Origin of the sequence: Streptomyces sp. NPDC092369, assembly GCF_044755245.1 — a bacterium.
Lineage (GTDB): Bacteria > Actinomycetota > Actinomycetes > Streptomycetales > Streptomycetaceae > Streptomyces.
In genome coordinates, this window is the sequence record NZ_JBIVQP010000005.1 from 739,123 (window position 1) to 762,177 (window position 23,055).

The 23,055-nt window shown below is 71.1% G+C and carries 21 protein-coding genes; 14 read left to right on the forward strand and 7 right to left on the reverse strand.

Annotated features, from left to right (window positions below; translation table 11 throughout):
- Positions 1-48 precede the first annotated feature (48 nt).
- Positions 49-1,101: an SAM-dependent methyltransferase gene (locus ACIQI8_RS31675; protein WP_402357753.1), complete on the reverse strand. Its 1,053-nt coding sequence runs from the start codon at positions 1,099-1,101 to the stop codon at positions 49-51.
- 199 nt (positions 1,102-1,300) lie between these two features.
- Here ACIQI8_RS31675 and ACIQI8_RS31680 point away from each other — a divergent pair, with 199 nt between their 5' ends.
- Together ACIQI8_RS31680 and ACIQI8_RS31685 are read left to right on the forward strand one after the other, a co-directional pair.
- Positions 1,301-2,503 carry a sensor histidine kinase gene (locus ACIQI8_RS31680; RefSeq protein WP_402357756.1) on the forward strand — a complete coding sequence of 401 codons (1,203 nt, stop codon included), beginning with the start codon at positions 1,301-1,303 and terminating at the stop codon, positions 2,501-2,503.
- Between the two features lie 97 nt (positions 2,504-2,600).
- Entirely contained in the window at positions 2,601-3,272 is a 672-nt protein-coding gene (locus ACIQI8_RS31685) for a response regulator (RefSeq protein WP_402357759.1), read from the forward strand.
- A 240-nt stretch (positions 3,273-3,512) separates the two neighbouring features.
- On the opposite strand, the gene ACIQI8_RS31690 is transcribed toward ACIQI8_RS31685, so the two are convergent.
- Positions 3,513-4,616: a DUF5937 family protein gene (locus ACIQI8_RS31690; RefSeq protein ID WP_402357762.1), complete on the reverse strand. Its 1,104-nt coding sequence runs from the start codon at positions 4,614-4,616 to the stop codon at positions 3,513-3,515.
- A 192-nt stretch (positions 4,617-4,808) separates the two neighbouring features.
- Here ACIQI8_RS31690 and ACIQI8_RS31695 point away from each other — a divergent pair, with 192 nt between their 5' ends.
- Positions 4,809-5,030, forward strand: coding sequence for a hypothetical protein (locus ACIQI8_RS31695; RefSeq protein ID WP_402357765.1), 222 nt, complete (start codon positions 4,809-4,811; stop codon positions 5,028-5,030).
- Here the strand turns inward: ACIQI8_RS31695 and ACIQI8_RS31700 are convergent.
- Positions 5,020-6,234 (reverse strand): threonine aldolase family protein, encoded by a 1,215-nt coding sequence (locus ACIQI8_RS31700; protein WP_402357768.1) that lies wholly within the window; start codon positions 6,232-6,234, stop codon positions 5,020-5,022. The genes ACIQI8_RS31695 and ACIQI8_RS31700 overlap by 11 nt on opposite strands.
- 185 nt (positions 6,235-6,419) lie before the next feature.
- Here ACIQI8_RS31700 and ACIQI8_RS31705 point away from each other — a divergent pair, with 185 nt between their 5' ends.
- From ACIQI8_RS31705 to ACIQI8_RS31750, 10 genes are all read left to right on the forward strand, one after another.
- On the forward strand, positions 6,420-7,376 hold the full coding sequence (locus ACIQI8_RS31705) for a Rossmann-like and DUF2520 domain-containing protein (protein WP_402357771.1): 957 nt from the start codon (positions 6,420-6,422) through the stop codon (positions 7,374-7,376).
- Positions 7,373-8,365, forward strand: a complete 993-nt coding sequence (gene panC, locus ACIQI8_RS31710; RefSeq protein WP_402357774.1) for a pantoate--beta-alanine ligase — start codon at positions 7,373-7,375, stop codon at positions 8,363-8,365. Before ACIQI8_RS31705 ends, panC begins: the two co-directional genes overlap by 4 nt.
- Complete coding sequence (locus ACIQI8_RS31715; protein ID WP_402357777.1) at positions 8,362-10,131, forward strand: L-aspartate oxidase; 1,770 nt, start codon at positions 8,362-8,364, stop codon at positions 10,129-10,131. Before panC ends, ACIQI8_RS31715 begins: the two co-directional genes overlap by 4 nt.
- A gap of 5 nt (positions 10,132-10,136) precedes the next feature.
- Complete coding sequence (gene nadC, locus ACIQI8_RS31720) at positions 10,137-11,126, forward strand: carboxylating nicotinate-nucleotide diphosphorylase (RefSeq protein ID WP_402357780.1); 990 nt, start codon at positions 10,137-10,139, stop codon at positions 11,124-11,126.
- 9 nt (positions 11,127-11,135) lie between these two features.
- Positions 11,136-11,933, forward strand: coding sequence for a type III pantothenate kinase (locus tag ACIQI8_RS31725; protein WP_123998592.1), 798 nt, complete (start codon positions 11,136-11,138; stop codon positions 11,931-11,933).
- A 443-nt stretch (positions 11,934-12,376) separates the two neighbouring features.
- Complete coding sequence (locus ACIQI8_RS31730) at positions 12,377-13,021, forward strand: hypothetical protein (RefSeq protein WP_402357984.1); 645 nt, start codon at positions 12,377-12,379, stop codon at positions 13,019-13,021.
- A 67-nt stretch (positions 13,022-13,088) separates the two neighbouring features.
- On the forward strand, positions 13,089-13,268 hold the full coding sequence (locus ACIQI8_RS31735; protein ID WP_402357783.1) for a hypothetical protein: 180 nt from the start codon (positions 13,089-13,091) through the stop codon (positions 13,266-13,268).
- 147 nt (positions 13,269-13,415) lie between these two features.
- Positions 13,416-13,823 carry a BlaI/MecI/CopY family transcriptional regulator gene (locus tag ACIQI8_RS31740; protein WP_402357987.1) on the forward strand — a complete coding sequence of 136 codons (408 nt, stop codon included), beginning with the start codon at positions 13,416-13,418 and terminating at the stop codon, positions 13,821-13,823.
- A gap of 9 nt (positions 13,824-13,832) precedes the next feature.
- Complete coding sequence (locus ACIQI8_RS31745) at positions 13,833-14,375, forward strand: amino-acid N-acetyltransferase (RefSeq protein WP_402357786.1); 543 nt, start codon at positions 13,833-13,835, stop codon at positions 14,373-14,375.
- Positions 14,376-14,615: 240 nt separating this feature from the next.
- Positions 14,616-14,951, forward strand: coding sequence for an Lsr2 family protein (locus tag ACIQI8_RS31750; RefSeq protein ID WP_123998589.1), 336 nt, complete (start codon positions 14,616-14,618; stop codon positions 14,949-14,951).
- Positions 14,952-14,988: 37 nt separating this feature from the next.
- Here the strand turns inward: ACIQI8_RS31750 and ACIQI8_RS31755 are convergent, their stop codons facing one another.
- Entirely contained in the window at positions 14,989-15,636 is a 648-nt protein-coding gene (locus tag ACIQI8_RS31755) for an SCO3374 family protein (RefSeq protein WP_402357789.1), read from the reverse strand.
- A 441-nt stretch (positions 15,637-16,077) separates the two neighbouring features.
- On the opposite strand from ACIQI8_RS31755, the gene ACIQI8_RS31760 reads away from it, so the two are divergent.
- Entirely contained in the window at positions 16,078-18,606 is a 2,529-nt protein-coding gene (locus ACIQI8_RS31760; protein WP_402357792.1) for an ATP-dependent Clp protease ATP-binding subunit, read from the forward strand.
- A gap of 56 nt (positions 18,607-18,662) precedes the next feature.
- Here ACIQI8_RS31760 and ACIQI8_RS31765 read toward each other — a convergent pair whose 3' ends face one another.
- From ACIQI8_RS31765 to ACIQI8_RS31775, 3 genes are all read right to left on the reverse strand, one after another.
- Complete coding sequence (locus tag ACIQI8_RS31765; protein ID WP_402357795.1) at positions 18,663-21,938, reverse strand: NACHT domain-containing protein; 3,276 nt, start codon at positions 21,936-21,938, stop codon at positions 18,663-18,665.
- On the reverse strand, positions 21,938-22,288 hold the full coding sequence (locus ACIQI8_RS31770; RefSeq protein WP_402357798.1) for a trypco2 family protein: 351 nt from the start codon (positions 22,286-22,288) through the stop codon (positions 21,938-21,940). Before ACIQI8_RS31770 ends, ACIQI8_RS31765 begins: the two co-directional genes overlap by 1 nt.
- Positions 22,289-22,394: 106 nt before the next feature.
- Positions 22,395-23,018 carry an HAD family acid phosphatase gene (locus tag ACIQI8_RS31775; RefSeq protein WP_402357801.1) on the reverse strand — a complete coding sequence of 208 codons (624 nt, stop codon included), beginning with the start codon at positions 23,016-23,018 and terminating at the stop codon, positions 22,395-22,397.
- Positions 23,019-23,055 lie beyond the last annotated feature (37 nt).

Genomic DNA, 23,055 nt, shown 5'->3' on the forward strand with positions numbered 1-23,055 from the left:
CGGGTGGTGCGGCCTGTCGGGGGCGGGGCGGGTTCGGGGTTTCGAACGTCAGTCGGAGCGGGCGTCCTCGAAAAGCGCGTTGTCCAGGAGCGCGTCCGGGAGGCCGACCGGTTGCAGCAGCCAGCCGAAGTCGCCGAGGCCGCCCGGTGCGGTGAGTTCGGTGGCTTCGCCGGCGCTGGCGAGAGCGCGTACGTAGGCGGCGGGGTGGGTGGACGCCATCGTGAGTGGGGGGCGTGCGCTGGCGATGCCCAGGGCGCGCAGGGCGGCGCGCTGGGTGAGGAGGCGTGCCGGGGGGAGTGAGCGCGCTGTCTCGTGCGCCGCGCAGGCGTCCAGCGCGACGTGCGCCGTGATGTCGCACGAGCCGTCCGGCACGGGCGTCGTCGCACGCCCTTCGCGGAAGCCGGTGAGCGTCCCGAACGGGGGGCGCGTGTCCACGGTGTGCGCGTAGTCGACGGCGACCGCGAGCCCCCGGTCGAGTGCCGCGACCGCTCCGGCCCAGGCCTCGTCCCGGGGCAGGCCTATCTCGGCGCGCACGCCCTCCTCGGCCGGCAGCGGCCACCACCGTGCGAGCCAGCGAGCCTCCGCGCCCCACACCGGTTCCCCGAGGCGCTCGGCGCCGTCCCGGCGTACGAGCACCCGGCGTGGCGTGCCGGCGGCGTCCACCTCGGCGACCTCCGCGGGGACGTTGTCCAGCCACTCGTTGGCGAACAGCAGGCCGGTGATCCGGCGCGGCGGCTCGGGCAGCCACTCGATCCGGGTGCCGAGGCCGGGCGGGCGGTCGGCGATCTCGACGGCGTAGACACGCGTGCGTGCCGCGACCTCGGCGGGCAGCGCGGCCAGTACGCCCACGGCCAACTCGCCGCGCCCCGCGGCCATGTCGACGAAGTCCAGCGGGTCGGGACGCTCCAGCGCCCGGTCGACCCAGCACAGCAGCCGGGCCACCGCCTCCGCGAACAGCGGCGAGGCGTGCACCGACGTACGGAAGTGCCCTCCGGGACCCTCGGGCCGCCGGTAGAAACCGCCCGGCCCGTAAAGGGCGTCCTGCGTCGCCGTACGCCAGCCGTGCCACTCGCCGGTCTCGCCCGCAATGTCTTCCGTCACCGGGTCAGGCTAGGGCCTGTCCTTGGGATCACGTCGGCTATGGGGGAGTGCGCCTCCTGGTGGACCCCGCGCCGACCCGAAACCTGTGTCCTGCCCGAACGGAAGAGCGGAGCCTCCACCTTGCGGAGTATGCGCGGCGGATACGGATCGGTCCTCCGGTTGACCCCTGCACGCATCACGCATCCCTACGCTGGGTTACGTGCAGCGTCTCTATGACTTCCTCCGCAGACACCCGACCGGGGTCGACACCTTCTGGGCCGTCGTCCTGTTCGGGGTCTCCGTGGCGAGCGCAACGGCTCGTACGGAGGATCCCGGCACCGACGCGCAGGTGCTGATCGTGCCGATCGCGTTCCTGTTGTCCCTGGTGATCGCGCTGCGCCGGCGGATGCCGGAGAAGATGCTGGTGCTGACGCTGGTGCTGGGCGTCGCGCAGCTGGTGGTGGACGTCGCGGTGACACCGGCCGACTTCGCGATGCTGGTGATCGTCTACACGGTGGCCGCCACGGGTGCCCGCTGGGCCTCCCGACTGGCGCTGGTGGCCAGCCTGAGCGCGGCCACGGTGGCGCATGTGCGCTGGCCCAACGAGCACACCAGCGTCCTGGGCAATCTGGCGGTGGTGGTCTTCCAGACGGTGCCGTTCGCGCTCGCCTGGGTGCTGGGCGATTCGATACGCACGCGGCGTGCGTACTTCGAGCAGTTGGAGGAGCGCAACGCCCGCCTGGAGAAGGAGCGCGAGGCGCAGGCGAAGGTCGCGGTGGCCGCCGAACGCGCCCGGATCGCGCGCGAGCTGCACGACGTGGTCGCGCACAACGTGTCGGTGATGGTGGTGCAGGCCGACGGCGCCGCCTACGTCCTGGATTCGGCGCCCGACCAGGCCAAGAAGGCGCTGGAGACCATCTCCTCCACCGGCCGCCAGGCCCTCGCCGAGATGCGCCGCCTGCTGGGTGTGCTGCGCACCGGCGAGCACAAGGAGGCCGGCGAGTACGTGCCGCAGCCCGACGTCGAGCAGATCGACGACCTGATCGCGCAGTGCCGCACCTCCGGCCTGCCCGTCGACTTCAAGGTCGAGGGCACGCCGCGCCCGCTGCCCAGCGGCGTCGAGCTGACCGCGTACCGCATCGTTCAGGAGGCGCTGACCAACACCCGCAAGCACGGCGGACCCAACACGGGCGCCAGCGTGCGGCTGGTCTACTTCGACGACGGTCTGGGGCTGCTCGTCGAGGACGACGGCAAGGGCGCGCCGCACGAGTTGTACGAGGAGGGCGGCGCCGACGGGCAGGGGCACGGCCTGATCGGCATGCGCGAGCGGGTCGGCATGGTGGGCGGCACCCTGGACGCGGGCCCGCGCCCGGGCGGCGGATTCCGGATCAGTGCGCTGCTGCCGCTGAAACCCGCACACTGACGTGGACGCACGCCCCCGCTGACACCTGTGACGACCCGCCGAAGCAGTGACCAACGACCTTGTCGACCCGAACGTGAAGAGAACGGAAGAGGCCCCGATGACGATCCGCGTGATGCTCGTGGACGACCAGGTGTTGCTGCGCACCGGATTCCGGATGGTGCTCGCGGCGCAGCCGGACATGGAGGTCGTCGCGGAGGCGGGGGACGGTGTCGAGGCCCTTGAGGTGCTGCGCGCGACGACCGTCGACGTGGTGCTGATGGACGTCCGCATGCCCAAGCTCGACGGCGTGGAGACGACCCGCCGCATCTGCCAGGACGACGACCCGCCCAAGGTGCTGATCCTGACCACGTTCGACCTCGACGAGTACGCCTTCTCCGGGCTGAAGGCCGGTGCCTCCGGCTTCATGCTCAAGGACGTGCCGCCCGGCGAGCTCCTCGCGGCGATCCGCGCCGTGCACAGCGGCGACGCGGTGGTGGCCCCCTCGACCACGCGCCGACTGCTCGACCGGTTCGCACCGATGCTGCCCAGTGCCGGCAAGCAGCCCCAGCACAAGGAACTGGAACGGCTCACCGACCGCGAGCGCGAGGTCATGGTCCTGGTCGCACAGGGTCTCTCGAACGGCGAGATCGCGGCCCGCCTGGTCCTCTCCGAGGCCACGGTGAAGACCCACGTGGGCCGCATACTGACGAAACTGGGCCTCCGGGACCGGGTACAGGTGGTCGTCCTGGCGTACGAGACGGGGTTGGTACGGGCGGGCGGCCACGGCTGACGGATCCCGTGCCGGGTGCTGAGCGCGGGGGGTTCTGTGCCGGGGCGGGGATCGGGGAGCGCTCGTGTGGCCGGGGGCTCGTTGCTGGATGTCCTGTGAGGTGGCGCTCGGTGGCCGGGCGTTCCGTGCCGGACACTCCGGCTCGGGTCGGACGGTCCATCGCGGGACATCCCGCGTCGGACAGTCAGCCCGTGACGCCCCGCGCCAAGTCGCGGACCGCAGGCCGCCCTGCCGGACGGCTCAGCGCAGGACTCCCTCCAGGAAGTCGCTGCCCAGGCGGGCCACCACCGTCACGTCCAGTTGGTGGAGGACGTAGCGGCCGCGGCGGCGGGTGGTGATCAGGCCTGCCTTTTTGAGGACACTCAGGTGGCGGGATATCTCGGGGGCCGTCATGCCGTGCACCTGGGCCAACTCGCTCGTCGTGTACGCGCTGCGGGCGAGATGCCGGCAGATGCGCATGCGGACGGGGTGGGAGAGCGCGGTCATGCGCAGGGTCAGCTGCTCCACGGAGGCGGGTGAGGTCAGCTCGGGGGTGGCCACCGGGTAGTGCACGACCGGCTGCCAGTGCGGGCGGTACAGGACGGACAGGTGCGGCCAGCCCAGGCTCGTCGGTACGAGGAGGAGGCCGCCGTCCGCCGTGGCCGTGCGGCCGACGCTCAGCTTGTCGACCGTGATGCGGCCGGCATCCTCGTCGAGCGTGACCACCGGGGAGACCGCGGTCAGCATCTCGGCCAGGCCCTTGTGGCGCAGCAGGTCCGTCTTGAGCCGGGCGTCGGCGGCGAGCTGGTGGCGCAGCCGGGACCACGTGTCCGCGAAGAACGCCTCGTCGCAGTCGGCCAGGAACTGCCGCAGCCAGGCGCGGATCCGGGGCGGGTCGGACAGCAGCCGCTCGCTGAAGCGCACCTGCTGCGGCCCGCGCGAGGCGGCCAGCTCCAGGGCCCGCCGGCGCAGTCCGGCGTCGACCAGGGGGCTCGGGCCGGTGCCGTAGGGCATGGCGCAGGTGAACTCCAGGGCAGCGTCCACGAACTGCTCGTCCGTCAGCTTGTCGAGCTGGTCCAGCTCCTCGGCGAGCGTGGCCCCCGGGAGCGTGGTCCGGCCGGGGATGCCCGCGCAGGGCATGAAGAGGTCCGAGAACGTCGTCCGCCACAGGAAGTCCGCCTCGCACATCCGGTCGGCCAGCTGCGGGTCCATCCGGGCGGTCACGCCGGTCACCCAGCCCTGCAGGCCAGGGTGGTGCCCCGGCTCGGACAGCGCGTGCAGCGCCATGCCGAGCTCGGCCAGGGGCGAGGGGACGACGGCGACCCTCTCCGGCCGCAGCCCCGCGATGTCGATGCGCACGCTCATGACCTCATGGTGCACCCCGCCACTGACAACGCCCCGCCCGATTGACGGCGGCCGTCAATCGGCGCGACGCGTCCGACGCACCGGCGCACTGTGGACACCCCGGGGCAGCCGCGGAGCCCACGGATCTGTGACGTCAGGTCCTCCTGACGTCATGTCCTTCACCGTCTCCACGTCCCGAGAAGGCGATCCGTCATGAGCATCACGCAGCAGTACCTCCTCGACACCTACCGCGCCCGCAGGCTGGGCGAGCCGGCGCCGCCCGCGCCCGGCGCCGACGACTGGCAGGTCGTCCGGGAACTGCGCGACCAGTGGCAGCTCCGCGCCGCCGCCGGGCGTCCGGCCCACGAGCGGACAGGGCGGCTACGGCGATCCCTGGGCCGGTGGCTGCACCTGCGGCCGCGCTCTACGTGCTGACCGCGCCCTCCGCTGCCGACCCGCCGGTCTCCTCCGTCACGCGGGACACGAACTCCGCGACCGCCGCTTTCACGTCCGCCGCCGTCCACTCCAGGGCGTCGGCGCGGACGTAGACCTCGGTCGCCGACAGACCCGGGCCCCGCTCGTCCCAGGGGTTGCCGAACAGGGAGATGCCCGTTTCCTCGGCCTGCCGGATCGCCGCCTCCGAGAGCTCGTCGACGCCGTACGGCAGCCAGACCTGGAAGTCGAAGGTGTGCGGCACCTCGGGGTGGACCCGTGCCCACGGCACCCCGGCCGCCGCGAAGCCCTCGCGCAGGGCGGCGGCCACCACGCGTGCGTGGGTGACGTACTCGGGCAGCCGGGGCAGATCCCGTTCCAGCCCGGCGAGGGCCGACAGGACGGTCGGGAACTGCTGGAAGACCGCACCCCCGTACCGGTGCCGCCAGGCCTTCGCCTCCTCGATCAGGGTCTTGGGGCCGGCGAGCGCGGCGCCGCCGAACGCGTCGAAGGACTTGTAGAACGACACGTAGACGCTGTCCGCGAGGTCCGCGATCTCGGCCAGGGGGCGGCCGAAGTGGACGGTGGTCTCCCACAGGCGTGCGCCGTCGAAGTGGACCACCGCGTCGCGCTCGTGCGCCGCGTCCACGAGCGCGGTCAGCTCCTCCCAGGTGGGCAGCACGAAACCGGCGTCCCTGAGGGGCAGTTCGAGCATCAGGGCGCCGAAGGGCTCCTCGAAGTCACGCACCTCGTCGGCGCTCGGGAGTCGGGGCTCGCTCGCCAGTCGGACCGGTCGCAGGCCGCTGACCTGGCTGAACGCATTCCGTTCGTGCACCTCGGGGTGGGCGAGGGCGTGCAGGGCGACCGTCGGGCTGCCGGTACGGCCCGCCCAGCTGCGCAGCGCGACCTGCTGGGCCATCGTGCCCGTGGGGAAGAACGCGGCGGCCTCCTTGCCGAGCAGCCCCGCGACCTTCTCCTCAAGGGCCTCGACGATCCCGTTGCCGTAGGTGTCCGCCGTCTCGTCCAGGTCGTACACCTCGTGCGCGTCGGCCAGCAACGCCAGGCGCTCGCGCAGGGGGTTCAGGAAACCCATGCGGGCCAGTGTGTGATGCGCGTTCCGGTTCGCGTCGATGCGCCGCTGACGGCGCTGCTTGAGCCGCTCTCCCTCGGAGGCCGCCTGCTCGTCCTGTTCCGCCGCTTCTCTCATGGCCCGGATCATGCCCAACGCCCTTCCGCATGGGCACCAGGTTTTCCACAGGCTTTCCGGTGCGGGGGCAACGTGCCGTCGCCCACAGCCTGTGGACAACCGGACGCCCCTCGAACCAATCGCGTTAACATGACGAGAAATCGTCCGGTACCCAGAGCGGACTGGAACGGGAAGGCCTCGGTCGCGTGAGCACAGTCCAACAGCCAGACCCCAGGGACCGCCCCGCGCGGCTCACCGTCGGCGTCGTCGGAGCCGGTCGGGTGGGCCCCGCGCTGGCCGCGTCGCTCCAGCTCGCCGGGCACCGGCCGGTGGCCGTCTCGGGGGTCTCCGACGCCTCCAGGCGCCGCGCCGCGCTCCTGCTGCCGGACGTGCCCGTCGTGCCGCCCGCAGAGGTGCTGGCCCGCGCCGAGCTGGTCCTGCTGACCGTCCCCGACGACACCCTGCCCGGGCTGGTCGAGGGCCTCGCCGAGACCGGGGCCGTGCGGCCGGGACAGCTTCTCGTGCACACCTCCGGGCGGTACGGCTCCAAGGTCCTGGACCCGGCCCTGCGAGTGGGCGGGCTGCCGCTGGCCCTGCACCCGGCGATGACCTTCACCGGCACCCCTGTGGACGTCCAGCGCCTGGCCGGCTGCTCGTTCGGCGTCACGGCACCGCACGAGCTGCGGCTGGCCGCCGAGGCCCTGGTGATCGAGATGGGCGGCGAGCCCGAGTGGATCGAGGAGGAGCGCCGCCCGCTCTACCACGCGGCGCTCGCGCTGGGCGCCAACCACCTGGTCACGCTGGTCGCCCAGTCCATGGAGCTGCTGCGCGAGGCCGGCGTCGAGGCCCCCGACCGGATGCTCGGCCCGCTCCTTGGCGCCGCGCTCGACAACGCGCTGCGTTCCGGTGACGCGGCGCTGACCGGTCCGGTCGCGCGCGGAGACGCGGGCACCGTGGCCGCGCACGTCGCGGAGCTGCGCAAGCACGCCCCGCAGACCGTCGCCGGCTATCTGGCGATGGCCCGCGCGACCGCCGACCGGGCCCTCGCCCACGGCCTGCTCAAGCCCGAATACGCCGAGGACCTGCTCGGCGTGCTCGCGAACGGGACGACCGGGACGACGGGCACCACCGGGCCCGACGGCGCCGAGGGAGACGGCCGATGACCACCACCCTGCTGCGCACCGCCGACGAACTGCACGCACGCACGCGTACCGGCCGTCGTGCCGTCGTGATGACGATGGGCGCCCTGCACGAGGGCCACGCCACCCTGATCCGCACCGCGCGTGAGATCGCGGGTCCGGAGGGCGAGGTCGTCGTCACCGTCTTCGTGAACCCCCTCCAGTTCGGCCAGGGCGAGGACCTCGACCGCTACCCGCGCACCCTCGACGCCGACCTCAAGCTCGCCGAACTGTCCGGCGCCGACGCCGTGTTCGCACCCTCCGTGGACGAGGTCTACCCGGGCGGACAGCCCCAGGTCCGCATCACCGCGGGCCCCATGGGGGAGCGCCTGGAGGGCGCCTCCCGCCCCGGGCACTTCGACGGCGTGCTCACCGTCGTCGCCAAACTGCTCCACCTCACGCGCCCCGACGTGGCCCTGTTCGGCCAGAAGGACGCCCAGCAGCTCGCCGTGATCCGCCGCATGGTGCGGGACCTGAACTTCGGCGTGGAGATCGTCGGCGTACCCACCGTCCGCGAGGACGACGGGCTCGCCCTCTCCAGCCGCAACCGCTACCTCTCGCCCCAGGAGCGGCGCACGGCGCTCGCGCTCTCCCGCGCGCTGTTCGCGGGCCGTGACCGGCACGCGGCGCAGGAGGCACTGCGGGCGCGGGCGCGTGAGGTGCCCGCCACGCACGCGCGTGCCGAGGCGCTCAGCGCCATCGGGGAGTCCCGCGCCGCCGCCGACACGCACGCCGTCGCCAAGGCGCTCCCGGGCGCCCCCTCCGCCGTCCGCGCGGCCGCCCGCCTGGCCCTCGACGAGGGCGCGCGCCTGTCGCCGCCGCTCGAACTGGACTACCTGGCACTCGTCGACCCGTCCGACTTCACCGAGATCGAGGACGGATTCACCGGCGAGGCCGTCCTCGCCGTCGCCGCCCGGGTCGGGACGACCCGGCTGATCGACAACCTCCCCCTCACCTTCGGAGCCGCCTCGTGACCAGCACAGGCATACGCCCGCCCGTCGCCCACCACCACCCTGGGTCGAGGGCGCTTCGCGCTCGCCCCTGCCTTCATGCCCCTGCCCCGGGTTGGAGCATCGCCGCGGACGTGGTGGTCGTCGGCTCCGGAGTGGCCGGCCTGACCGCGGCCCTGCGCTGCGAGGCCGCGGGCCTGCGCACGGTCGTCGTCACCAAGGCCCGCCTCGACGACGGCTCCACGCGCTGGGCGCAGGGCGGCATCGCCGCGGCCCTCGGCGAGGGCGACACCCCCGAACAGCACCTCGACGACACGCTCGTGGCGGGCGCGGGCCTGTGCGACGAGGACGCCGTACGGATCCTGGTCACCGAAGGACCCGACGCCGTACGCCGGCTCATCGAGACCGGCGCGCACTTCGACGAGTCCTCCGAAGGCCTGCTCGAACTCACCCGGGAAGGCGGCCACCACCGCCGCCGCATCGCGCACGCGGGCGGTGACGCGACCGGCGCGGAGATCTCCCGGGCGCTCGTCGAGGCGGTACGCGCGCGCGGGCTGCGCACGATCGAGAACGCGCTCGTGCTCGACCTGCTGACCGACGCCGACGGCCGCACCGCGGGCGTCTCCCTGCACGTCATGGGCGAGGGCCAGCACGACGGCGTGGGCGCCGTGCACGCGCCGGCGGTCGTCCTCGCGACCGGCGGCATGGGCCAGGTGTTCTCGGCGACCACCAACCCCTCGGTGTCGACCGGCGACGGCGTGGCGCTCGCGCTGCGCGGCGGGGCCGAGGTGAGTGACCTGGAGTTCGTGCAGTTCCACCCCACCGTGCTCTTCCTGGGCGCCGACGCGGAGGGCCAGCAGCCGCTGGTCTCCGAGGCCGTGCGCGGCGAGGGTGCCCACCTGGTCGACGCCGACGGCGTGCGCTTCATGGTCGGACAGCACGAACTGGCCGAGCTCGCGCCCCGGGACATCGTCGCCAAGGGCATCATGCGGCGCATGCAGGAGCAGGACGCCGAGCACATGTTCCTGGACGCCCGGCACTTCGGCGCCGACATGTGGGAGCACCGCTTCCCGACGATCCTCGCCGCCTGCCGCGCGCACGGCATCGACCCGGTCACCGACCCCATCCCGATCGCGCCGGCCGCCCACTACGCCTCCGGCGGCGTGCGCACCGACTCCCGGGGCCGCACGACCGTCCCGGGCCTGTACGCGTGCGGCGAGGTCGCCTGCACCGGCGTGCACGGCGCCAACCGGCTCGCCTCCAACTCCCTCCTGGAGGGTCTCGTCTACGCCGAGCGCATCGCTGCCGACATCGGGGCGACGAGGGCGCGGGACGGCCTCCACGCGCGCGTGCCCGAGCCCGTCGAGCACCCGAAGACGCCCGCGCACCCGCTGCTCGCCCCCGAGCACCGGTTCGCTATCCAGCGGATCATGACCGACGGCGCGGGCGTCCTGCGCTCCGCCGCGTCCCTCGCCCAGGCCGCCGACCAGCTTGAGCGGCTGGACACCGAGGCCCGCGACGACCTCGCCGAGAACGGCAAGACGTCCGAGCCCGGCGTCGACACCTGGGAGGCCACCAACCTCCTGTACGTGGCCCGCGTCCTGGTCGCCGCCGCCCGGCAGCGCGAGGAGACCCGGGGCTGCCACTGGCGCGAGGACCACGCCGAGCGCGACGACACGGCATGGCGGCGCCACATCGTCGTACGGCTTGATCCGGACCGCGCACTCGCCCTGCACACCACCGATACCGCAGACTTCCCCCCGACCCGGCAGCCCCCTCAGGAGCAGTGACAGACGTGAGCACCCCCGACCTCCCCCTCGCCCCGTCCGGAGGCTGCGGCGACGGCTGCGCCTGCGGTGCCGAGGGCGACGCCAATGACCTGGCCGAGTACATGGAGTGCGGGCTCGACCCCGCGCTCGCGCAGCTCCTGGCCGACGCCGGGCTCGACCCCCTGGAGGTCGAGGACATCGCCAACGTGGCCATCCAGGAGGACCTCGACCACGGCGTGGACGTGACCACGGTCGCCACCATCCCCGAGGACGCCGTCGCCACTGCCGACTTCACCGCGCGCGAGGCGGGTGTCGTGGCGGGTCTCAGGGTCGCCGAGGCGGTGCTGTCCGTGGTGTGCACGGACGAGTTCGAGGTCGAGCGGCACGTGGAGGACGGCGACCGGGTGGAGGCCGGGCAGCGGCTGCTGTCGGTCACCACGCGCACGCGTGACCTGCTCACCGCCGAGCGCAGCGCACTGAATCTGCTGTGCCGCATGTCGGGTGTCGCGACCCACACGCGCGCGTGGGCGGACGCGCTGGAGGGCACCAAGGCGCGGGTGCGCGACACCCGCAAGACGACGCCGGGGCTGCGGGCCCTGGAGAAGTACGCGGTGCGCTGCGGCGGGGGCGTCAACCACCGGATGTCACTGTCCGACGCGGCGCTTGTCAAGGACAACCACGTGGTCGCCGCGGGCGGGGTCGCGCAGGCCTTCGAGGCGGTGCGCGAGGCGTTCCCCGAGGTGCCGATCGAGGTCGAGGTCGACACGCTGCACCAGCTGCGCGAGGTCGTCGACGCGGGCGCGGACCTGATCCTGCTGGACAACTTCACGCCCGGCGAATGCGATGAGGCGGTGGGCATCGTGAACGGCCGCGCCGCGCTGGAGGCGTCGGGCCGGCTCACCCTGGAGAACGCGAAGGCGTACGCGGACACCGGCGTGGACTACCTGGCCGTGGGGGCCCTGACCCACTCCTCGCCGATCCTGGACATCGGCCTGGACCTGCGAGCGGCGGAGTAGGAACCGGCCATGCTGCTGACCATCGACGTAGGGAACACGCACACGGTCCTCGGCCTGTTCGACGGTGAGGACATCGTCGAGCACTGGCGGATCTCCACGGACGCGCGCCGCACGGCCGACGAACTGGCGGTCCTGCTGCAGGGCCTGATGGGCATGCACCCGCTGCTCGGCGACGAGCTCGGCGACGGCATCGACGGCATCGCCATCTGCGCGACCGTCCCCTCCGTCCTGCACGAACTGCGCGAGGTGACGCGGCGCTATTACGGCGACGTGCCCGCGGTCCTCGTCGAGCCGGGCGTGAAGACGGGCGTCCCGATCCTCACCGACAACCCCAAGGAAGTCGGCGCGGACCGGATCATCAACTCCGTCGCGGCGGTCGAGCTCTACGGCGGTCCGGCGATCGTGGTCGACTTCGGTACGGCGACGACGTTCGACGCGGTCAGCGCGCGCGGGGAGTACGTCGGCGGCGTCATCGCCCCCGGCATCGAGATCTCCGTCGAGGCACTCGGCGTCCGCGGCGCCCAGCTCCGCAAGATCGAGGTCGCCCGGCCGCGCAGCGTCATCGGCAAGAACACCGTCGAGGCCATGCAGTCCGGGATCATCTACGGCTTCGCCGGCCAGGTCGACGGCGTCGTCACCCGCATGGCCCGCGAACTCGCGACCGACCCCGACGACGTCACGGTCATCGCCACCGGCGGCCTCGCCCCGATGGTCCTCGGCGAGGCCTCGGTGATCGACGAACACGAACCCTGGCTGACGCTGGTAGGACTCCGCTTGGTGTACGAGCGAAACGTCTCCCGGATGTGACGACAGCACCGCCGGTCCCTTGCCGGGGGCTCGGCGGCCGGGTCGCAGTGCGCGCGGGCGTCCCGTGCGCGCGGCGCGTCGAGGCGGCGGGGGTCCCGTGCGTGTCGCGCGGCCGTTCCCGGGGTGGTGGCCGTAGGCGCGGGCGGTCGCCGTCGGGGTCGGCAACGGGCGGGCCTGGCGGGCCGGAGGCTTGCAGGTGTCTCGCGCACGCGGCGCGTCGAGCCGGCGGGTGTCCCGTGCGTGCCGTCCGGGCTCTGGTCCTGGGAGGCGCCCGGGCTTCCGTTCAGGCAGGGTGTGCGCCGGCAGCGGGCGGCCAGAGTCGGCGTGTGGTTCGGCTGAGCAACCGGGTGGCTCCCTCGCGCCACACCGTTCCGCTATGTCGAGTTTGTCTGATTAGCGCGTACCGTCGGCGTATGCCCACGCCATACGGATCCCGCGGCGGCATGGCGTTCGGCGTGGAGGAGCTGCGTGTGCTCCGCCGCGCTCTCGCCCTCGCCCTTCGCCCCAGCCCCGCCTCGGCCGAGGACGTCCAAGACTGCCTCCGCCTGGCCGAGTCCCTCGACGAGGCGTTGTGCGAGGGGGCCAGGCTGCGCGCCTTCCTGGTGGCCGACCTGGCTCGCTACCGTGCCGCGCTGCCCGGCACCGTCGCCGGATATCTCGCGCTCCTGGAGGAGGCGCTGGGATCCGGGTACCGCCCGGAACCCGACGACCTCGCGGCCCTGCGCGCCCTGCGGGGCAATCCGGTCGCCGCCGCGCTCCTGGACCGCTGCCAGACGCTCGCGGAGCAGGACGTACGCGCCCGTCTGGCGCGTCGGGCGATCCGTCCGGTCGCTCCGGTCGTCCCCGTCTCCCGTACGCGCCTCACGGCCCTGCCCGGCGGTCTCTCGGGGGCGGGCAACGTGGTCGAGGCGGCGGAGGGAGACCCCGCGAAGCGGCCCGCGGAGAAGCCCGCCGCCCCCAAGCCGGCGCCCGCTCCGGCCGCCCCGAAGCCGGGCCGGCCCATCCCCACCCCGGGCGAGGTCTTCCCGCGCCGCAAACCGACCCCGCCGAGCACGGCGACCCCGGCCCGGGAACTCGCCGCGGGCTGACCGCACCCCGCACCCGCACCCCGCACCCCCCGCCCGGCCGCCGCACCCCCGTGGCTACCCTGGAGCCATGGACTACGTCTCCGCGCTCGTGCCGCCCATCGTCATGGCCGTGTTCTTCATCGGCGTGATCAGGGTGATCGTGAAGACCCAGGGCGGGGCCAACAAGGCCAAGGAGGACGCCGCCGTGGACGCCGTCCTCGCCCGCGCGGAGGGTGCCCAGCAGGCCTCCGCGAAGGGCGACGGCTGAGCGGTTGCCCCAAGGGCGCCCTCATCGGCGTACGACTCGCTTGTTCTTCGAGTCGTACGCCCTTTTTGTTGCCGTTTGCCGGTGAAGCGCACGTCCGGCACGCCAATGCGGTGATCTCCCACTATTGTGCGAGCTGTGCCTCGCCCATTGGGAGAACTCGAAGACTCGGTCATGACGCGGGTGTGGAAGTGGAACCGCCCGGTGACCGTTCGAGAAGTCCTGGAAGACCTTCAGCAGGAACGGTCCATCGCGTACACCACGGTGATGACCGTTTTGGACAATCTCCATCAGAAGGGTTGGGTGCGGCGTGAGGCCGAAGGCCGGGCCTATCGATATGAGGCGGTCTCCACGCGGGCCGCGTACGCCGCTGCCCTGATGAACGACGCGTGGTCGCAGAGTGACAACCCCGCCGCCGCTCTCGTCGCGTTCTTCGGCATGATGAGCGACGAACAGCGACATGCTCTGCGGGACGCCGTACGCATCGTCCAGGGACCGGAAACCCGGGAACAGGAAGAGGCGAACCCCGGCGCCGCGCCGGGTGACGGCGGGCGATAGCGTCCGCTCATGTCAGCAGTGAGCCCCGAAGGCCCCGAAGTCAGCGCTAAAGCCATCACCGTCCGGCGGGCCCGTACCAGCGATGTCCCGACCGTGCGCCAGCTGCTTGACGCGTACGTCCGTGACCGCATCCTGCTCGACAAAGCGACGGTGACGCTTTACGAGGACATCCAGGAGTTCTGGGTCGCCGAACGCGACGACAACGCCGAGGTGGTCGGCTGCGGCGCACTGCACGTGATGTGGGAAGACCTCGCGGAAGTTCGCACTCTCGCGGTGAAGGACGGCCTCAAGGGCGCCGGTGTCGGGCATCAGTTGCTGGAGAAGTTGCTGCAGACCGCGCGCTGGCTCGGTGTTCGTCGCGTTTTCTGCCTGACCTTCGAAGTGGACTTCTTCGGCAAGCACGGCTTCGTCGAGATCGGGGAGACGCCGGTCGACACCGATGTCTACGCGGAGCTGATGCGTTCCTATGACGAGGGCGTCGCGGAGTTCCTCGGACTCGAACGAGTGAAACCGAACACCTTGGGCAACAGCCGGATGCTTCTGCATCTGTGAGGATCTGTGATCGCCGATCACCAGGCTGTATTCCGCGCGACCCCTGCCCAGGTTCCCTATGTCCGAAACGCGCATGTTTCCGGACCGGACCGGGTCGGCCGGTCTCTCCCGGGGGTTTGTGTTTTTCCAGCAAAAGCGGTTTGCTTTCCGACGTACTGCAGTACTGCATATAACAAGGGACGGCGAAACGGCGGACGCCGCAGACCTCCGGCCCTCAAGTTATGGATGAAAGGAAATCCGGTGGCACAGAAGGTTCAGGTCCTTCTTGTCGACGACCTCGACGGCGGCGAGGCGGACGAGACCGTCACGTTCGCGCTGGACGGCAAGACGTACGAGATCGATCTCACGACTGCCAATGCGGACAAGCTTCGCGGCCTTCTCGACCCTTACGTGAAGGGCGGTCGGCGTACCGGAGGCCGCGCTTCGGGCGGGCGTGGAAAGGCGCGTGCCGCGACGGGCGGCAGCCAGGACACCGCACAGATCCGCGCGTGGGCGAAGGAGAACGGCTTCGAGGTCAACGACCGTGGCCGCGTCCCGGCGTCCATCCGTGAGGCCTACGAGAAGGCCAACGCCTGATCACAGGCATTACCGTCCCGAAAGCCCGCTCGCGGGCCTAAGGAAAGGACGGCGGTTGTGCGCACGCGCGCCGCAGCCGCAACCGGTGGCATTGCGTTGCCAGCGTGTCCACCAGTCGTGCGAGATCGGGGGCGCCCCCAAGGCCCCCAACGGCCGACAGTGTCGGCAGCGAGGTCTCGACCTCGCACCCCGGCTCGGGGGGCCGCAACCACATGGCGGCCCCCTGCAGGGCGTCCGCGCGGACCGGAACCCGTGCGGGCGGCAGCGGTGCTTCCATCCGGCCGCCCTCGCCGATCGCGGTCAGATCGAGCGCCAGCGCGCGCCACTCCAGCCAGTCCAGCAGCCCCGGCAGCTCCTCCGCGCCGCCCGCGGCCACCAGCAGCCGCATCCGGTCGCCCTGGACGGCCACCGGGGAGCCCGGCACGAGATGCCGCAGTGCCGCCCGGCCCGCCTCGGCCGGCACGTCCAGGACGTCGAAACGCACGCCCACGCTCAGACGTAACGGGGAGTCGGGGCATGCGGCCTCCGTCGGCCAGCCCAGCTCGTCCTCGTACCACCGGCGGAGCCGGTCGAGCGGATTGCGTGGATCGTCGGGACCGCCCTGATCCACTGGGCGGCGCGGGGGCGGGACCGTCGTGCGGACGGCGGTGAGCGGGCGGGTGAGCGGGGCGTCGCTGCCAACCATGACAAGTGCAACCGCCCGAAGAGGCCGCGAGTTACGCTGGGTGTTCCGTTGGATGCGCTGAGTGTCGAAAAAGGGGGCGTGCGGGGGTGCGGCGAGGTGCAAGGTTGTTCGCCCATAGCGGAGGGAACCGGTGCGCGCGGCATGGAGTGTCCGTTCGCGCGGGTAAGACATCCCTAGTGAGAGGGGGCGACACGCAGGACGGGGCGTCTCACGTTCGCCATCGGCGTACTGATGGTGGGGGTAACTGTCTGGCCTGCGGGAACATCGTCTCGCACCATCGAGTTGGAGCAGATGTCGGCGTTCGGGGTCAGGAGGCAGTGCTGGTTCTCGGTCCGGTGTCGGCAGTTGGAATGAGCGGTCCCCGCTTGCGGGACTAAGCTGCGGAAGGACAGGGAGGGGAAGTTCCCCCCACTGCCTGACCGCTCTGAGGAGCGATTAACGATGTTCGAGAGGTTCACCGACCGCGCGCGGCGGGTTGTCGTCCTGGCTCAGGAAGAAGCCCGGATGCTCAACCACAACTACATCGGCACCGAGCACATCCTCCTGGGTCTGATCCACGAGGGTGAGGGTGTCGCCGCCAAGGCCCTTGAGAGCCTCGGGATTTCGCTCGAGGCGGTCCGCCAGCAGGTGGAGGAGATCATCGGCCAGGGCCAGCAGGCCCCGTCCGGGCACATCCCCTTCACCCCTCGTGCCAAGAAGGTCCTGGAGCTGTCGCTCCGCGAGGCCCTTCAACTGGGCCACAACTACATCGGCACGGAGCACATCCTGCTCGGCCTGATCCGTGAGGGCGAGGGCGTCGCCGCCCAGGTCCTGGTCAAGCTGGGTGCCGACCTCAACCGGGTGCGGCAGCAGGTCATCCAGCTGCTCTCCGGCTACCAGGGCAAGGAGACCGCCGGCGCCAGTGGCGGTCCTGCCGAGGGCACGCCCTCCACGTCCCTGGTCCTCGACCAGTTCGGCCGGAACCTCACCCAGGCCGCTCGTGAGTCCAAGCTCGACCCGGTCATCGGGCGCGAGAAGGAGATCGAGCGGGTCATGCAGGTGCTGTCCCGCCGTACGAAGAACAACCCGGTCCTGATCGGTGAGCCCGGTGTCGGCAAGACCGCCGTCGTCGAGGGCCTCGCCCAGGCCATCGTCAAGGGCGAGGTGCCCGAGACCCTCAAGGACAAGCACCTCTACACCCTCGACCTCGGCGCGCTGGTCGCCGGCTCCCGCTACCGCGGTGACTTCGAGGAGCGCCTGAAGAAGGTGCTCAAGGAGATCCGCACCCGCGGCGACATCATCCTGTTCATCGACGAGCTGCACACGCTGGTCGGTGCGGGTGCCGCCGAGGGCGCCATCGACGCGGCTTCGATCCTGAAGCCGATGCTGGCCCGCGGTGAGCTGCAGACCATCGGCGCCACCACGCTCGACGAGTACCGCAAGCACCTGGAGAAGGACGCCGCTCTCGAGCGCCGCTTCCAGCCCATCCAGGTCGCCGAGCCCTCGCTGCCGCACACGATCGAGATCCTCAAGGGTCTGCGTGACCGGTACGAGGCCCACCACCGCGTCTCCATCACGGACGAGGCGCTGGTCCAGGCCGCCACCCTGGCCGACCGGTACATCTCGGACCGCTTCCTGCCGGACAAGGCGATCGACCTGATCGACGAAGCCGGTTCCCGGATGCGCATCCGCCGGATGACCGCGCCGCCGGACCTGCGCGAGTTCGACGAGAAGATCGCGGGCGTGCGCCGCGACAAGGAGTCCGCGATCGATTCGCAGGACTTCGAGAAGGCCGCCTCCCTCCGCGACAAGGAGAAGCAGCTCCTGGCCGCCAAGGCCAAGCGGGAGAAGGAGTGGAAGGCCGGCGACATGGACGTCGTCGCCGAGGTCGACGGCGAGCTGATCGCCGAGGTCCTCGCGACCGCCACCGGCATCCCGGTCTTCAAGCTGACCGAGGAGGAGTCCTCGCGTCTGCTGCGCATGGAGGACGAGCTCCACAAGCGGGTCATCGGCCAGAAGGACGCCGTCAAGGCGCTCTCGAAGGCGATCCGTCGTACGCGTGCCGGTCTGAAGGACCCGAAGCGTCCCGGTGGTTCGTTCATCTTCGCCGGCCCGTCCGGTGTCGGTAAGACCGAGCTGTCCAAGGCGCTGGCGGAGTTCCTCTTCGGTGACGAGGACGCGCTGATCTCCCTCGACATGTCGGAGTTCAGCGAGAAGCACACGGTCTCGCGGCTCTTCGGTTCGCCCCCCGGTTACGTGGGCTACGAAGAGGGCGGCCAGCTGACGGAGAAGGTGCGGCGCAAGCCGTTCTCGGTGGTCCTCTTCGACGAGGTCGAGAAGGCCCACCCGGACATCTTCAACTCGCTGCTGCAGATCCTGGAGGACGGTCGCCTGACCGACTCCCAGGGCCGGGTCGTGGACTTCAAGAACACGGTCATCATCATGACGACCAACCTCGGCACCCGTGACATCTCCAAGGGCTTCAACCTGGGCTTCGCGGCCACGGGCGACACGAAGTCGAACTACGAGCGCATGAAGAACAAGGTCTCGGACGAGCTCAAGCAGCACTTCCGGCCCGAGTTCCTCAACCGCGTCGACGACGTCGTCGTCTTCCCGCAGCTCACCCAGGCCGACATCCTCGCGATCGTCGACCTGATGGTGGCCAAGGTGGACGAGCGCCTCAAGGACCGGGACATGGGCATCGAGCTCTCCCAGTCCGCCAAGGAGCTGCTGTCGACCAAGGGCTACGACCAGGTGCTGGGCGCGCGTCCGCTGCGTCGCACGATCCAGCGCGAGATCGAGGACACGCTCTCCGAGAAGATCCTCTTCGGCGAGCTGCGCCCCGGTCACATCGTGGTCGTGGACACCGAGGGCGAGGGCGAGGCCAAGACCTTCACCTTCCGGGGTGAGGAGAAGTCGGCACTTCCGGACGTTCCGCCGATCGAGCAGGCGGCGGGCGGGGCTGGGCCCAACCTGAGCAAGGAGGCGTAGCCCTTCCGGGGGTTCGCCGAATGAGGGGCCGGTGCCTTTGGGCGCCGGCCCCTTTCTCATAGGCCAGGGTGCGCAGGCTGGTTGTTGATTTCGATGGTCAGGTCGGCGTGGTCCTGCAGTGGGGAGAGGTCCAGTGCCGTGCCCGGGGCGCACTCGATGCGGAGCCTAGTGAGCGAGGGGAACAGCTGGGCCAGGTCCGTCGCGGAACTCGCGCGGTCGATGCCTCTGAGGGTGAGATCGCGGATCCCTGGCAGAGGACCCAGATCCCAGGATCTGCGCGGCAGTGTCGCGAAATTCAAGTCGACCCTGAAGTCGAGACTGCCGAGCGAAGGGGCCTTGGCGGCTGCCAGTAGCAGCGCGGGCACATTGCAGTCGCCTTGCACGACGAGTTCGCGCAGCGCCGGCCACTGGGACAGGTCGTTGATCATCATCTCTGTCTGGCCGGCCACCGTGAGAAGTTCGACCGTCGGATGTCCCGAGGGAAGGGGGATGTCGCTGTCGAGCAGAGGTCCCTTCAGCGACAGCTCGGTCAGCCGGTCCAGCCGTTCCACAGAAACCAGCTCGGACTTGGTCATCCCGTAGAGCTCGACGGCGAGCCGGGTGAGGGGCAGGCCCTCCAGCGCGGAGAGCTTTCTGATCCCGGGGCACCCGATCAGCGACAGTGAGGTCACCTCGGACAGGCCGCGCACGAATGCGAGGTCGTCCAGCAGGGAGTTGTTGAGGATTTCGAGCCGCCGGATACCCGTACGCGGCAACAGTTCGGCGAGGTCCGCACCGCTGACGGCCGCGCCGAGGGTGACCGTGCCGACGGGACCGCAGTGACGCAGTGCCGCGGCCATGGCCGGATCGATCACGTAGACGTCGTGGTCCTCCAAGGGCATGTGGGCGAGGACCTCACGGGCGTACTCCTCGGCGGGATAGCGCGGCCACGCGGTCGTGAGCAGGTCCCGGACATCGGCGGAGGGGTACGTGGCGAACTGCCGAAGCAGCGGCAGGGACGAGGGGCTGCCGACTTCATGGATGAGGTCGACGAGCAATTCGGCCTGGGCACTGTCCAGTTCCTCGGGGCCTGGCATCAGCGGAAGCACGTACGAACCGAGCGACGCCAGCGCGGCGATGCTGGTGGTCTCCAGCGGCCGTAGCAACCCCCGCACCCGCTCAGCCACCTCCTCCCGCACCTCCTCCTCCAGCACCACCGCGCTGAGCGCGCAACGAGCCGCCAGCACATGGACGTTGGCGCGCAGCCCCCGGTCCTCGATGCCGTCGCCCTTCTCGATCAGTTGCTCTATCAGGCGGCGGACCTCGCCTCGGTGGCAGTGGCCGACGGCCAGGAGGATGATGTCCTGCCATTCCTCCTCGCCCGCGTGTTGGAGCAACTCGCCCAGGCCGTCGCTCTCCTGGAGTTCCTTCGCCGCCAGGTAGTCCTGGAAGGTGCGGTGGATGAACTGGATGGCCGTCTCGTTGCGTTCCTGGAGCAGGCCGCTGCGGTTGAGGAGGTGGGTCAGGACGGCTTCGGCCGAGCCCTGTCCCTGCACCTGGGGCATGCTCCGCATGGCGAGGCTGATCTGGTGTTCCGCCTGGGCGTGGTTGAACTCGGTGTTCCCGCTGCGGGCGAGCCAGGCCGCGATCCGCTGGAGGAGTTGCTGGTGCTCCTCGACACCCAGGACTATGCCCTCGGGCGCGCCGACCCGGCGCAGGGTGTCGCGGCCGCCCAGCAGCATGGTGAGCGAGGCGTTGTAGAGGGACCAGCGGGTCTCCGGCAGGAATCCCCTGCGGCGGCGGTGGAGGGCGCAGACCACGGCGGCCAGGAGTGGGGTGCGGGAGAGGTGGAGGAGGGTGGGGTTGCGCTCCAACTCCTGTTCCAGCGCGCGTTCCAGGGTGTGGAGGTGCTGCTCCTCGGCGGCCGCCCGGTGGGTGTCGCGGAGGCCGGCGCATTCGAGGCGGGCGGCCGCGTGCCAGGCCCGGGAGAAGGCCAGGACGTCCTCGTCGCGCATGGGAAGCAGGCGGAGTTCCTCGAAGTCCTCCGAGCCGAGCCAGTCGGTGGCCACGGCCAGGGGCCGGACGGTGACCAGGCACCGGTTGTGCGGATACGCCGTCAGGAGATCGGACAGGCGGCGCCGGGCCTCCTCCCGGTCGGCGGGCGGCACTTCGTCCATGCCGTCGACCAGGAGGAGCGCGCGACCCGCCTCCAGGACGCGGCCGGTCCAGCCGTCGGGGAGTTCGTCGATCTGGAGCTCGGCGACGGTGGCCAGTTCGGGGAGCCGGGGAAAGGCCCTGCCCCGGGCCAGCAGGCTGCGCATGGGGATCACGAAGGGCACCAGGTCGTTCAGGTCGGCGAGTTCGTGATCGAGGGCGCCACAGGCGGCATGGGAGGCGAGCCACCACACCAGCGTGGTCTTGCCGGCGCCGGCCTCGCCGCGCAGGACGGTCCGCGGGCGGTCGGCGAGCAGGTCGTTGATCCGGCGCGGTACCGGAACGGTCTGGGGCAGCGGGGCGCTCTCCCGTGTCTCGGCGGCGGAGATGGCCTCCAGGCTCAGATACGCCGTGTCCAGATCCCAGTTGGTCTCCGTCGTGCCCAGTTCGTCGAGCCCGAAGATCTCGATCTTTCGGTACCGCGTCTTGAGGGCGCGCGCGTACCGGCGCTCGAACCGCTCGTCCTCCATGTGGAAGCCGGGCCCCACTGTCTCCAACACCGGTGGGACATGGCCCGGTTCACTTCCCATCACCTGACGGGGGAAGTTCGGCGCCCGGAGGATGCGTTCCACGGGGGTCGCCTCGATGCGGCGGTGGTCGCGCTTGTCCGGGACCTGGGTCACTACGCCGATCAGGACCGCGCCGGCGAACAGGGGCGCCCCGGACAGTCCGGCGAACGGCGATTCGCCCGGCTTCGGCGCGGCCACCGGTGCCCGGTCGAACTCGCACACCAGCGTCGATCGGATCCGGCCCGCCATGGGCAGTACGGTTCCGGTGAGCTGGTCGTACTCCAACTGGTCGTCAGGGCCGAAGCGTTGGACCGAGGGGAAGCCGACGACCTGGCAGCCGGGGAGCGGATCGGAGGCACCGACGGCGCCCCAGCGCAGCCTCGCCAGCGCCCAGCGGTCCGGCGCCACCAGTTCCTCGCCGGTGAGCAGCAGGGCGACGTCGGTCTCCTCGTCGCGCCACACCACCCTGCTGGGCAGGGGCTGTTCGCTCTCCGGGTGGACCGTGCGGATCCACTCCTTGTTGCGCAGCACGTGCGCGCTGGTCAGCACGAGGCGCGGGGTGAGCATGACGCCGCTGCCCTGCGATCCGGCCAGGACGACCACGGACCGCTCGACGGCAGAACGCAGCATCACGGTGTGGTGCGCGCACCGCGGCCGAACGCGTCGACGCTGCCCTCCGTCTCGTTGCGCACCTTCCAGGGCGCGCCCGTTCGCGCGTCCCGCGCCCGCAGGGTGAACGACACCTTGTGCGTACGGCTGTCGGCGCGCGTGGTGTCCGCGCCCGCGTCGACGACCCAGGCCAGCACCTTCGCGTGGGCCTTGTTCTCCTTGCGGAACTCGACGGTGAACTCCATCTGGATGTCGCCCACTTCGAAGACGACGTCCTGTCCCGTCGAGCGCCGGGCCGCGGTGAGCAGCTCGTCGCGGATGGTCTGCACGGCGTCCGCGAGTTCGACGCGCGGCGGCTGTGTGGCGCTCATGGAATCCCCCTCGGCCCGTCGACTGGGTGGGGGCCGGTACCCGAAAGTACCGGCCCCACGGGGGACATGCCCGGCGATCAGCCCAACTGGGGTTCCGGGGCGGGAGTCAGGACAACTGGCCGTCGTAGTCCGGGAGTTTGTACGTCTTCTCGGCGTGGCCGCCCGAGAGGTCGGTGGCGCTGTTGCCGACGTTCGCGATGATCGTGTAGCCCTTGTTCTCGATGTCGACGCGCTGGGCGGTCTTGTAGGCGGCGACGTCCTTGAAGAGGTCGAAGAGACCGCGGACGTAGAGGCCGGAGACCTCGTAGCCGTCGTGTTCGAGGTTGTACTCGGTGGGCAGGTAGATGATGCCCGGGCGGGCCGTGACGAAGAACAGTGAGACGCCGTGGTCCTGGGCGTACTCCGCGACGTCCAGGACCGGCTTGTTGGCGGGCTGCGGCCAGCTGAAGCCGAAGTCGGTCTCCAGGGTGGTGTTGTCGATGTCGAAGACGATCGCCTGCTTCTCGCCCGGCTTCGCGGCGGCGATGCGCTGCTTCAGATAGGGCAGGGCCTGGTCCATGACCGCCTGGCAGTCCGTCTGCCAGGTCGCGTAGTCGACGTCCTCGGCGGCGGTGGCGCTGTTCGTGGTGGTCGTCGTCGCCGCGTCCGCGGGGGCCGCCAGTGCCACGAGGGCCGAGACGGAGACGGCGGCGGTGGCCAGGCGGCGCGCCCAGGGGCGTCCTGTTGTCATGGGGGGTCCTCTTCACATCCGTATGCCCGTTGTCCGG

Excerpts from the sequence above, each read along its gene's own strand:
- ACIQI8_RS31725 (WP_123998592.1), top strand. The coding sequence starts at position 11,136 with ATGCTGCTGACCATCGACGTAGGGAACACGCACACGGTCCTCGGCCTG.
- ACIQI8_RS31700 (WP_402357768.1), bottom strand. The coding sequence starts at position 6,234 with ATGAGAGAAGCGGCGGAACAGGACGAGCAGGCGGCCTCCGAGGGAGAG.
- ACIQI8_RS31695 (WP_402357765.1), top strand. The coding sequence starts at position 4,809 with ATGAGCATCACGCAGCAGTACCTCCTCGACACCTACCGCGCCCGCAGG.
- ACIQI8_RS31760 (WP_402357792.1), top strand. The coding sequence starts at position 16,078 with ATGTTCGAGAGGTTCACCGACCGCGCGCGGCGGGTTGTCGTCCTGGCT.
- ACIQI8_RS31730 (WP_402357984.1), top strand. The coding sequence starts at position 12,377 with ATGGCGTTCGGCGTGGAGGAGCTGCGTGTGCTCCGCCGCGCTCTCGCC.
- ACIQI8_RS31775 (WP_402357801.1), bottom strand. The coding sequence starts at position 23,018 with ATGACAACAGGACGCCCCTGGGCGCGCCGCCTGGCCACCGCCGCCGTC.
- ACIQI8_RS31690 (WP_402357762.1), bottom strand. The coding sequence starts at position 4,616 with ATGAGCGTGCGCATCGACATCGCGGGGCTGCGGCCGGAGAGGGTCGCC.
- panC (WP_402357774.1), top strand. The coding sequence starts at position 7,373 with ATGACCACCACCCTGCTGCGCACCGCCGACGAACTGCACGCACGCACG.
- ACIQI8_RS31765 (WP_402357795.1), bottom strand. The coding sequence starts at position 21,938 with ATGCTGCGTTCTGCCGTCGAGCGGTCCGTGGTCGTCCTGGCCGGATCG.
- ACIQI8_RS31770 (WP_402357798.1), bottom strand. The coding sequence starts at position 22,288 with ATGAGCGCCACACAGCCGCCGCGCGTCGAACTCGCGGACGCCGTGCAG.
- ACIQI8_RS31735 (WP_402357783.1), top strand. The coding sequence starts at position 13,089 with ATGGACTACGTCTCCGCGCTCGTGCCGCCCATCGTCATGGCCGTGTTC.
- ACIQI8_RS31755 (WP_402357789.1), bottom strand. The coding sequence starts at position 15,636 with ATGGTTGGCAGCGACGCCCCGCTCACCCGCCCGCTCACCGCCGTCCGC.
- ACIQI8_RS31685 (WP_402357759.1), top strand. The coding sequence starts at position 2,601 with ATGACGATCCGCGTGATGCTCGTGGACGACCAGGTGTTGCTGCGCACC.
- ACIQI8_RS31745 (WP_402357786.1), top strand. The coding sequence starts at position 13,833 with ATGTCAGCAGTGAGCCCCGAAGGCCCCGAAGTCAGCGCTAAAGCCATC.